At 62.0% G+C, this 10900-nt stretch carries 6 protein-coding genes; 2 read left to right on the plus strand and 4 right to left on the minus strand.

From position 1 onward, the window contains the following. Window positions 1–11 precede the first annotated feature (11 nt). On the plus strand, window positions 12–941 hold the full coding sequence (locus ACP7AG_RS01830; RefSeq protein WP_426029585.1) for a pentapeptide repeat-containing protein: 930 nt from the start codon (window positions 12–14) through the stop codon (window positions 939–941). Between the two features lie 66 nt (window positions 942–1007). Here the strand turns inward: ACP7AG_RS01830 and aspS are convergent, their stop codons facing one another. The 4 genes from aspS to ACP7AG_RS01850 form a co-directional block, all read right to left on the minus strand. Then, the gene (gene aspS, locus ACP7AG_RS01835; protein WP_426029586.1) at window positions 1008–2813 is read right to left on the minus strand and encodes an aspartate--tRNA ligase; all 1806 of its coding nucleotides are present in this window, start codon (window positions 2811–2813) and stop codon (window positions 1008–1010) included. Window positions 2814–3591: 778 nt separating this feature from the next. After that, the gene (locus ACP7AG_RS01840) at window positions 3592–4320 is read right to left on the minus strand and encodes an EcsC family protein (RefSeq protein ID WP_426029587.1); all 729 of its coding nucleotides are present in this window, start codon (window positions 4318–4320) and stop codon (window positions 3592–3594) included. Window positions 4321–5775: 1455 nt separating this feature from the next. After that, on the minus strand, window positions 5776–8043 hold the full coding sequence (locus ACP7AG_RS01845; RefSeq protein WP_426029588.1) for a hypothetical protein: 2268 nt from the start codon (window positions 8041–8043) through the stop codon (window positions 5776–5778). Continuing rightward, complete coding sequence (locus tag ACP7AG_RS01850; protein WP_426029589.1) at window positions 8040–8762, minus strand: hypothetical protein; 723 nt, start codon at window positions 8760–8762, stop codon at window positions 8040–8042. Before ACP7AG_RS01850 ends, ACP7AG_RS01845 begins: the two co-directional genes overlap by 4 nt. A 635-nt stretch (window positions 8763–9397) precedes the next feature. Here ACP7AG_RS01850 and ACP7AG_RS01855 point away from each other — a divergent pair. Continuing rightward, window positions 9398–10651: a TraB/GumN family protein gene (locus tag ACP7AG_RS01855; RefSeq protein WP_426029590.1), complete on the plus strand. Its 1254-nt coding sequence runs from the start codon at window positions 9398–9400 to the stop codon at window positions 10649–10651. Window positions 10652–10900 lie beyond the last annotated feature (249 nt).

Below are 10900 nucleotides of genomic sequence, written 5' to 3' on the forward strand. Positions count from 1 at the left end.
TGGAGGTCTCGATGTCCCGATTGGGGATCACTATCGCCGCCCTGACCCTGGCCCTGTCCGTCTTTGGCGCCCAAGCCCATGCCGGGGTCGAGGACAAGGACGTTCCGCGGATGATCTCGCTCGGCGGGACCTGCGTGAACTGCGAACTGGCGGGACGCAAGCTGACCGGCGCGCGCTTCACCGGCGCCAACTACGCCAAGGCCAATCTGATGGGCGCCGACCTGCGCGGCGCCAGCTTCTTCGGATCCAACTTCGTCGCCGCCGACCTGTCGCGGGCCGACCTGCGCGGCGCCGAGATGCGCGGCGCCAACTTCGTCCACGCCATCTTCACCGACGCCAAGATGTCCGGCATCGAAAGCAGCGGCGCCAATTTCCAGGCCGCCGACCTGGGCCGCGTCGACCTGTCGTCGTCCGAGCTGCAAGGGGCCAATTTCGTCGGGGCCAATCTGGAGCGCGCCAACCTGTCGAGCAGCGAGCTGAACGGGGCCAATCTGCAGGGCGTCAACGCCCGCAGCGCGAACTTCACCTCGGCCGAGCTGAACGCCAGCAATCTGATGGGCGGCAATTTCGAGCGGGCGGTGTTTCGAAATGCCGAGTTCAACGGCTCGGGCCTGCGCGGCGCGATCTTCAACGGGGCCGACTTCCGCGGCGCCGACCTGTCGGGCGCCAATCTCGGCGGGGCTGATCTGTCGGGCGCCAAGGGCCTGGACCAGGACCAGCTCGACGAAACCTGCGGTGACCAAGGCACCCGCCTGCCGGCCGGGCTGAGCGTTCGAAACTGTTCCGGCGACCACCGAAACATCCGGGTCAGCCAGGACTTCCAGCGCGCCCAGGCCGAGGCCCATCGCGCCGTGGTCGCGGCCGCCGCCGCGCTGAGCAAGCCGCCCAAGCCGCCCCGGGCCCCTAGTCCGCCCAAGCCGCCAAAAGAGCCGAAATACTAGGCCCGACCTGGCCTGAAAATCAGGAAGCCCTCCGATCCCAATGGACCGGAGGGCTTTTTTATTCCGCTACACCTTGATCGGCGGGGCCGAGCGGATGTGCAGTTCCTTGTATTGCCGCTCGGCGGCCTCGGCAGGGGCGTTCATCAGCAGGTCCTGGCCCTGCTGGTTCAGCGGGAAGGCGATGACTTCCCGGATAGCTTGCTGCTCAGCCAGCAGCATGACGATCCGGTCGATGCCGGGGGCCAAGCCGCCATGGGGCGGGGCGCCATAGCGGAAGGCGTTGAGCATGCCGCCGAACTGCTCCTCGACCACCTCGGCGCCGTAGCCGGCCACCTCGAAGGCCTTGAGCATGATCTCCGGCTTGTGGTTCCGGATCGCGCCCGAGCACAGCTCGTAGCCGTTGCAGACGATGTCGTACTGGTAGGCCAGGATCGACAGCGGGTCCTGGCTCTCCAGGGCCGCCATCTCGCCCTGCGGCATCGAGAACGGGTTGTGCGAGAAGTCGACCTTCTTCTCGTCCTCGTTCCATTCGAACATCGGGAAGTCGACGATCCAGCAGAAGCGGAACTGGTCCTCGTCGACCAGCTTCAGCTCGGTCCCGACCCGGGTGCGGGCGCTGCCGGCGAACTTGGCGAAGACGGCGGGATCGCCGGCCACGAAGAAGGCGGCGTCGCCAGTCTTCAGGCCCAGTTGGGCGGCGATGGCCGCGGCCTTCTCCCCGCCGATGTTCTTGGCGATGGGCCCCGCGGCGCCCTCTTCATTGCCGTGCTCGTCGGCGGCCCGCCAGAAGATGTAGCCCAGGCCCGCCGCGCCTTCGCCCTGCGCCCAGGAATTCATCCGGTCGCAGAAGGCGCGGTTGCCGCCCGTCGGGGCCGGGATGGCCCAGATGGCGTTCTTGGGATCGGCGCTGAGGATCTTGGCGAACAGCCCAAAGCCGCCGCCCCGGAAGTGTTCCGAGACGTCCTGCATCTCGATGGGGTTGCGCAGATCCGGCTTGTCGCTGCCGTATTTCTGCATCGACTCCCGATAGGGGATGCGCTGGAACGGATAGGTCGAGACGCGCTTGCCGTTGGCGAACTCTTCAAAAACCCCTTGCATCACCGGCTCGATGGCCGCGAACACGTCCTCTTGCGTCACGAAGCTCATCTCGACGTCGAGCTGGTAGAATTCCAAGCTGCGGTCGGCCCGCAGGTCCTCGTCGCGGAAGCACGGGGCGATCTGGAAATAGCGGTCGAAGCCGCTGACCATCAGCAGCTGCTTGAACTGCTGCGGGGCCTGGGGCAGCGCGTAGAACTTGCCCGGATGCAGGCGCGACGGCACCAGAAAATCGCGGGCCCCTTCCGGCGACGACGCGGTCAGGATCGGGGTCTGGAACTCGTTGAAGCCCTGGCCGAACATCCGCGAGCGGATCGACTGGATGACCTTGCTGCGCAGCACGATGTTCCTGTGCAGGGTCTCGCGGCGCAGATCGAGATACCGGTGCTTGAGGCGGATTTCCTCAGGGTAATCTGGCTCGCCGAACACCGGCAGCGGCAGCTCGGCGGCCTCGCTCAGCACCTCGACGGCGGTGACGCGGATCTCGACCTCGCCGGTCGGCAGGCCCGGGTTCACGGCGGCGGCGTCGCGGGCCACGACCTCGCCGTCGATCTTGATGACGCTCTCGGCCCGCAGACGCTCGACGATGGCGAAGCCCGGGGTCTCGGGGTGCAGCACCAGCTGGGTCAGGCCGTAATGGTCACGCAGGTCGATGAACACCAGGCCGCCGTGGTCGCGCTTGCGGTGGATCCAGCCCGACAGGCGCACACCGGCGCCGGTGTCGCTGGCGCGCAGGGCGCCGCAGGTGTGGGAGCGGTAGGCGTGCATCGTCGTCATGGAAAAGCGTCTTCGAAGGGGCGATTTGCGAGGCGCGGAAAGGGACATGGGGGGGCGGCGATGTCAAGGATTCTGGGCTGGGTCGGAAGTCCTCCCCCCGTGGGGGAGGCGGTCGCGCAGCGACCGGTGGGGGGAGGTTTGCGGCTGATGATCGGGTCTGGCCATCGTCCGACTACTCCTCCCACCGTCGGCTTCGCCGACATCTCCGCCACGGGGGGAGGACTTCACGCGGACGGCCGCTGAAGAGGTGGAAAGGGTCGCGGAGCGCCGGACACCGTCCGGAGTGTTGTCTAGTGTGTACCGTTTCGACGAAGCCGATCGCTCCGCGCCATCGTTATCCGTCCGCGTCCGGTAGGCGGCCCTGTTAAGGCCTAGCCGGATGACCGGTTCGCCGTTTCCGACGAGCTCCGGCGCCGGGGGACGCGGATCCAGAAGACACGCACGCCGATTCCCCAGCTGACGCCGACGGCGGGCGGGGCCTGCAACGCCAGGCTCCCCGGACACACGTGAGTAACCCCCTCACGCCCAGTCCCGCTCGATCGCCCCCCGCCGCCGCATCGGTCGCTGGCCATGCGCCCTTTCCGGTGCGGCGAGGTAAGACAAGGATACGGGTGGCCGGAGTGACTGCTGGGAATAAAGATTTAGCCGAGTGATTTCATGGGTCTGACCACCGCGAGACTGGGGACAAGCCCTTGCGACGTGTCCCCGACCGACCCGCCGGGCTCATCAGGCCTGGGTTCCGTGCGAGCGTTGAGGACCACCGCAAGGGCGTGTCCCGTCAGCGCGCGGGGACCACCTCGCCCTGCCTCGTCGCCAGCCACCGCATCCGGTAGGCCATCATCGCCGTCTTCCCCAGATGGGCCGTCAGCCGCCAGTTGACCACGGCCCCGACCGGCGCGCCGACCACGGGCAGCATCTGGGCCAGCTTGGCGAGATCAATGTGGTCGCGATACTGCTGCTGGAACGACCGCCAGTCGAAGTCCTTCAGGTCTGCGGGATGCTCGGCTGCGTCCCAGTCGTCCATGGCCGCCAGCACCTTGATCCGGTGCTCGACGTCCGAGAACGCCAACTCGAAGATGTGCAGCATGTAGAGCCGCTCGCTCAGCACGCGGCCGTCATGGCCGTAGAGGGCGGCGATCTGCGCCAGCAGCTTGAACTTGAAGCTCATCAGCAGCGGGAAATCGGCCAGGGCCAGGGCGAACCCGCCCAGCCCCGCCGCCCCGCCCTCGGCCCCCGCGGCGGTCTTCCAGCCGTCGATGGCGGCTGTGACCTTGGCCTCGCGGTCCTCCAGGCTGGCGCCCAGCAGCGGCGACGCCGTGGTGAAGTCGGCCCCGGTCAGGATCGCCTTGGTCATCCCCGACATGGCGGCGGTGATGGCGGCGTGGACCTTCTCCGGGATGAGGGTGTTGATCCGCCGCTGGACGGCGCGAGAGGCGTTGCCGAGGGGCCCGGCGGGGCGGGTGATGCGGGCGCGCCAGGCGGTGAGGTCTTGGGGGCTCGTGGTCATGGAGGAAATATAGCGTGCTCCGCCGAGCTACCAATCTTCCCAGCGCCCCCGACGTCCGTCATTCCCGCCCCTGTGGCGGGAACCCCTGATTCAGCCAACGGTGCGGCGCGCTGGCGCGCCCCACCCCTGCCCGTGCGACGGCGCGAGGGGTTCCCGCCACAAGGGCGGGAATGCACCGAGACCGACAATGCCTGGCGGTCGTGATCTGAAGGTCCGGATACGGGCCAGAAGCCCATGGCAAACTTCGACCCGTTGCGGCCCCTAACTATGTCCGCCGGGCTGGAGGTCGAATGTCCGGTGTCGGGCGCGGACCCTGTCGGAACACACCCAGCTTGGGGTGCCTTCTATCGGCTCGCCCCTACGGGGCCAAACTCAACGGCGTTGAAGGGATCGTAGTAAGGGGGGCCACGAGGGGGAGCTTGCCAAGCATGTACCCTACCGCCGCGCGTATGGCCGCATACAAGCTTAGCGCCTCCTCTTCCGTTTCCAGAGCGTGGTCTGGATGTGCGATTGGATTGCGATGAAATTCCCGGATGTTATCTAGGGCGGCGATTATATTTACGTCCCCAACCTTATTGTCTTTCTTGGATTTTATCATAGCGCCCAAGGTTAGGCATTTTGGTTGCTTGGTAGTGCCAATCACTGAAGCATAGTAGCGCCTCAGAACTGCTTCATTGGCCCTGTGGAAATGAAACCCCATCGCCGTCCATAAGCCAAAGGCCATGCAGCGCGCCCCAACAACAACGTCTGGAACCGCCTCTGGAACTTTCCTAATCAAGTCGGCGGGGAATAGCGCTTCGCCACGATCTGTCAGGCAGGCCGTGTCCAATCCACCCTTGGGGGCGACATGATAGAGCGCGAAGGTCTGCAGTTATTCTAGAAGAACTGCTTCAAACGTTCTGAATACTGCTTTCAGGCTGCCAATGTTCCAGCCCGGGACTACCTCAGACCAATCAGTGTCGGAAGCTGGCTCTGGGACCAGTTTGTCTATTTCAGCCAATAGAACATTCGCCGAATTCAAGACGGTCTTTAAACTTCCGCTGAATACACTTGAATGTATAAATTCTTTTATTTCGTGCCTAACGGCAGACAGCGCAAGAAATAGATCAATCGTACTTGTGTCTTGCTCAGCGATATTGCTGACAGGCCGGATAACGGCACCCATTTTGTATAGATACGCACCGTCGATTCGTTGCACGTCTGCCCCCTCAAGGCCTCAGCGCAATAGCTTAAGGCGCATCGCCGTAAAGGCGGTCATCCTACCAACCCTCTACCGAGAGTCGAGGGCTGGGTACGCGAAGTACAACATGCCCTAACGACGGTTCACCACCCCTGTCAGACCTTTGGGTTGGCCTCACTGATCGGATAAACCTAACTTATTGCTGACCTTGGAAAGGTCTGCTTCTGGGCAGCCGCCGAGGCGCTTGCAACGTTCGCTCTACGGCACGGAAGGCTTCAGGTTCGGCGCGTCTTCGGCACGGGCGGTGCAAGTTCCGCGAGGCTGTGGCGCTCGAGCGCGATATCGAGGATGTCGGACTTTCCGCCACGTGAAAGACAGGCGATGAGGTTGAGTGTGTTTTCAGCGCGACTGGCACCTAGATAGATGTTGGAGACGAAGCGCCGTCTCATTCCGCTGGAACTGTCGAGTGGAGCCTCAGATGCATCGACATGGATCAGGAAAACGGTGTCGAACTGCAGTCCGGCGACGTACTCCGGCATACTGAAGACAAACCGCTTGCCTGCGTGTCGGAGTTGCGAAGACGGCTCCCGGCTGGTGATCGCGATATGATTCCCGGCGAATTGCCCTGCAGCCGCGACCAGATATTTGTCGAACTGTTCTTCGCTCGCGCAGAGTACAGCCACCCGGCGGCCGCCTCCGGGTGTCGAGCGCGCAATCGCCTGGGCTGCATTGAAGACTGTGCTGAAAAGTGTCACTTCATCGGTGAAGACGGTCAGAGTGGGGCGTTCACCGTTCCCTAGTTCCGCCTTGCCGCAATAGGCGTCCCACTCTTCTGGGATATTGATGGCCGGGAAGGAGGCGTCGAGGTCCGCTAGAAACTCTGCGATCTGAGGGGTGTATCGGAAGACCGTCTCAAGCTTGATTAGGTCTGCCCCCTGAAGGCCGGTCGAGACGCCAAAGAGGTTGTGATCGCCTTCCCAATAGTCGGCGAAGGTGTCTCTAGGGCTTTGCTTGAGATCATAGGCCATGAAGATAGGGGGGCGTCGCGGGCGACCACCGTCCTCGAAGCTAGGCTTGATCAGCTTGTGTAGCGTCTGGCGTTCGACCGACGTGAACAGATGCAGTTCATCGACGAACAGAACATCATAGCCTTCGCGATTGCGGATGCGGTCCCACCGGTTGGAATCGAGGAATGAATCAAAGTCGCCGATCATTTGATCGACGCTCAGCGTGTTCATGTCGCCAAGGTATTTCCGGTATCTCTTGTGGACGTCTAGGATGAAGCGACGGTCGAGCTCGGTCGGCAGATCCATGAGCCAAGCGGGGCGGGCCGTCGTCCCCTTGGCGTAGCGCTCGCCCTTCTCTTCTCCCGACCGGATGCCTTCTGCGTCGAGCACGCTGGCGAACTCGTTCATGATCTCAACCACGAGGCGCTTGTTCGCCTTGGCGACAGCTTCGTCCCACCGTTCTTTGATGGCGGGTGTTATGGTCTGGAAACGCGCGCTGGCGACAGCAGATTTGGCGACCTCCGCCAATGCTGACTCAATCAGCTCCAGCTGGAGTCGTCGCCCCTCACGGCCGTCCAGAGAGAGAGGGTCGAGCTGATCGAGTTCGAAGTTCAGGTTTTTGTGGGCAAGATCATAAAGCGTTCTGACCTCCAGCTTCACGTTCTTGCCGGTTCCGTAGAATAGGCCTTGGCGATCGAGGCTTTCGCCAATCGAGGTCACCAGGTCCACCGAGGCAAAGCTGTGGGTGAGAAATCCGAACTTGACCGCTCGTCCGTCATTCTCGGCTCCGATCGCGTCGCGGAGGAACTTAATGACCAGCGAGATTGTCTTGCCCGTCCCCGCCGAACCGCGCAGTCGGACCGGACCGTCGTGAGGCTTGTCGACGAAACTTCTTTGTTCGGAGGTCAGCTTGGATTTGTACCATTGATCTAGCGTCGCCCCCTGAACAAAGCCCTGCGGAAGGCGCTGACTTAGAGTGATGCCCAAGCCGGAGCTGGCTGGAGCGGGAGCGGGCTCGTACACTGACAACACCGCATCGACGAGATGAGCGCGCGCTTCATCGTAGATTTCAAGATGACGGTCGATATCGCCGAATGGAACTGTGTCTGTCGTCCGAGCAAAACCAAACAGATCCTTTGAACCTCTTGGGTTCATGTCAAAGTGAATCCTGGCGCGCCAACCGAGGTTGCGAGACGTTGCCAGCATTGAGAAGAGGCTCCCCTCGTGATGCTTCTTCCAGCCGGTGGGAATGCTCACGCTATCCGTGAAGATCGATCGCCCTGTCGTGATTATGCGCTCGAGTGTCGCGCCCCGCGTCGCTTCGTCGGAGAACAAGCCGTCGACTCCGAGGTTAAGCACGACGATCGGAGTATCGTCCGTCTCCAGCTCTCTTTCGAGAAGGTAGACGATCGCGCCTACGACAACCCGTTTTATCCCTGTTTCATCCGGTAGTCCGAATTCCTTGAACCAGTCCCCCTCAATCGAAAACTGCGATAGCCGGAAGAGGGTCTTTGGCGTCAGAACAAGGGCTTTCACTGCGCAGCTCCGGTGAACGTCGCGACCAGGTCATCAATCGCCAAAGTGCCGAGGGCACTGATTTCGTCGGGTAGTCCGATGCGTGAATATTGCTGGGCGAACACCTGAAGGACCTTGAACTGATATAAGGGGGTCAGACGGGCGACACGCACCGCTGTGGCCTGGTCTCCACCACTGCCTGACCGCTGCGCGCTTGTGGAGGTGAACAGGTCTTGATCAGGAAGGGTGTAGATCCGTCGCATCCTGATTACGAACCCAACGGCAGGATGATCGACTAGGTCGCTGATGAAAAAATGGCCCTCACCCATCGTCTTCTTTGCGCTGGTGATCTGTGTTCGAGCATAGGCTTGAGGGTTCTGCGCTGCACGACAGAGTTCCTTGAAGCGGGCAATGAACGTCTTGTCGGCAGCGAGGCAGATTGCGAGCCTCTCAAGTTCGCTCACCAGCTTCAAGGCCTGGGCCTTCTTCAAACCTGCTCGCTGTGTCAAAGCATCCGCTACCTGTTCAGCATCGGTGTCCCTGAGCCAGTCCTGCAAGGCTGAACCGTCCTCATCATCAATGAGATCCAAGACGGATTGTGTGGCTTGCGCGGCAACTTCAGCAACATGACCTGGGGCCCAGAACTGCGCCAGGTAGTCATCGAACGGATAGATCGGGAGTATCGCGACGACCCCGTCCGTCTTGCGGTTCGCAAGATCGCAATCGGCATTGATGATCACGCCGAGTGTAGGACCAGAGGATCCCTCCGGCCATTCGAGCCTCACGATATCACCCTGACCGGCGGACTGCTGGTGGGGGACGCGTTCCGTCTCTGCGTGTTTTATCAAGTCCCACCCATAGTCAGCAGACTCATCGAGCCACCGGCCCAAGGCGAAGCTAAGCTATAACCCATGCGCGACTCCAGCGATTGTCGCAATAGAGTTTCACCCCTGGGTGGCGCAGCGGTAGTGGCGTGACGATCGGCCCTGTAAAGGCGTCGCCCTGACGTTCAAATGCACGACACCATTCTCGTGCAGACGGCGACCGTCCGCGTACTGGAGCGGATCCAAGTTCCGCTCACGGTGCATAGGCGACTTTGACAATGGTTGGAGCCCATGTCCGCCAACCACCCTGAACAGACGATCAGCAGGTCCGCTCTCGGCGCCGGCGGCCGACCTTTGCCAGCGTCGGTTTATCCCCGTCGTTTTAGGGCGGGAATGCACCGAGACCGACAATGCCTGGCGGTCGTGATCTGAAGGTCCGGATACGGGCCAGAAGCCCATGGCAAACTTCGACCCGCTACAGACGTTCGGACGCGTGCTGGCGCTTGCGTTCAGGTTGTGAAACGTTTGATCGGTCGGATGTGGAGTCGAGCATGCCTTACGCCCGTTTTCTGATCGCCCTGGTCGCCGCCTGGACCTGCTCGGGAAGCCATGTCCAAGCGGAGAGTAGAACGACTATCGGTGGCTCATGGCGGGAAACAGAAAAAGGCCTGTTACTGAAAGGCGACGACAGTCTTTCAGAAGTCACAATACTGACCCTGAGCTGCGATGCCGGCCAAGTCGTGGTGGGGACACACTATCTTAGGGGTTCTGCAGCCGGAGACGTCGCCGTGCAATTGGATGGAAAACTTGTAACAGCTCACAGCGTGTCAAAGGTCGACGACCCCCTTCTTCAGGCGAGTTTCGACCCGCCGACGGGCTGGTTCGAAGATCTTGGCCTCGCGAGCCGGATCACGGTGGCGCTCTCCCACCAATCCCATGACTTTGCTGGCCCTGGCTCCGATGCCGCAATGAAACTAGCCGCCCGATGCGCGCCCGCGCCGCCTCGCTCCGGCGCGCCAGGCCTATGGCGAGTGCGCGGCCGCGGCGGGGAGGTCATGCTATTCGGCTCGGTTCACCAACTGCCGCCTCAAATACATTGGCGGACCCAGGCATTGGAAGATGCGGTGGCCCGCGCTGATGTCATCGCATTCGAAATCCATGCCGACGCTGCATCGGACGACGACACCGTCCGTCACATGGCCGAGCAAGGCCGCTTGCCGCCAGGCGACAGCCTGTTGGCGATGATGAGCGCGCGTGGACGCGAGCGGCTGGAGCGGATCGCGATTGGGGCCAAGCTGCCGATTGCCGCCGTAAATCGCATGCAACCATGGCTCGCGGACATGACGATTAAGTCTGTACGGCGAGGTTCTGCCCCCATGGCACAAGGAGTCGAGGGGCAGATCGCGGCCAGCGCTAAAGCGGGGACGCGCATTGTGGGACTGGAGACCTCTGCGGAAACACTTACGGCGAGATCCAGAGCATCTCGCGCTGAGCAAATCGCATCGCTCGAAAGATCGCTAGCCATGCTGGAGAATGATCCGGGAAGCGTGACTTACGATAAGGCGCTGGATTTCTGGCTTGAGGGCGATCCAGATGGACTGCTGTCCAGCATCCGCGCCAGCATGACTGACGCGCAATATCGCGACCTGATCGTCGATCGAAACCGACGCTGGTTGAAGCAGATCGATGTTTGGTTGAATGGAGGTGACAACGTTTTAGTGGTGGTCGGGGCCGCACACTTGGCTGGGCCGGACGGACTGCCGCGAATGTTGCGCAAGCGGGGCTTCGAAGTCGAAGGGCCTTAGGTCCGTAATCCACCCTGAACAGACGATCATCATGTCCGCTTCCGGCGCAGGCGGCCGGCCTTTGCCAGCGTCGGTTTATCCCCGTCGTTTTAGGGCGGGAGTTGGCCGGGAACGACAATTGCTCGCGGCGAAGATCTAAGCTTTCTTCGCGATAGTCCGCCATAAGTCTACTTTGTATGCGTACTAACCTAGTGGATAGAACGAGACGCTTGAGTCCCTCTGGAAATTGCTCGATCCCTTTCCCGAGAA

This window comes from Caulobacter sp. DWP3-1-3b2, assembly GCF_049896325.1.
Classification (GTDB): Bacteria; Pseudomonadota; Alphaproteobacteria; order Caulobacterales; family Caulobacteraceae; genus Caulobacter.

Bases quoted from the DNA above. Each gene is read 5' to 3' on its own strand.
- ACP7AG_RS01830 (WP_426029585.1), top strand. From the start codon at position 12: ATGTCCCGATTGGGGATCACTATCGCCGCCCTGACCCTGGCCCTGTCC.
- aspS (WP_426029586.1), bottom strand. From the start codon at position 2,813: ATGACGACGATGCACGCCTACCGCTCCCACACCTGCGGCGCCCTGCGC.
- ACP7AG_RS01840 (WP_426029587.1), bottom strand. From the start codon at position 4,320: ATGACCACGAGCCCCCAAGACCTCACCGCCTGGCGCGCCCGCATCACC.
- ACP7AG_RS01855 (WP_426029590.1), top strand. From the start codon at position 9,398: ATGCCTTACGCCCGTTTTCTGATCGCCCTGGTCGCCGCCTGGACCTGC.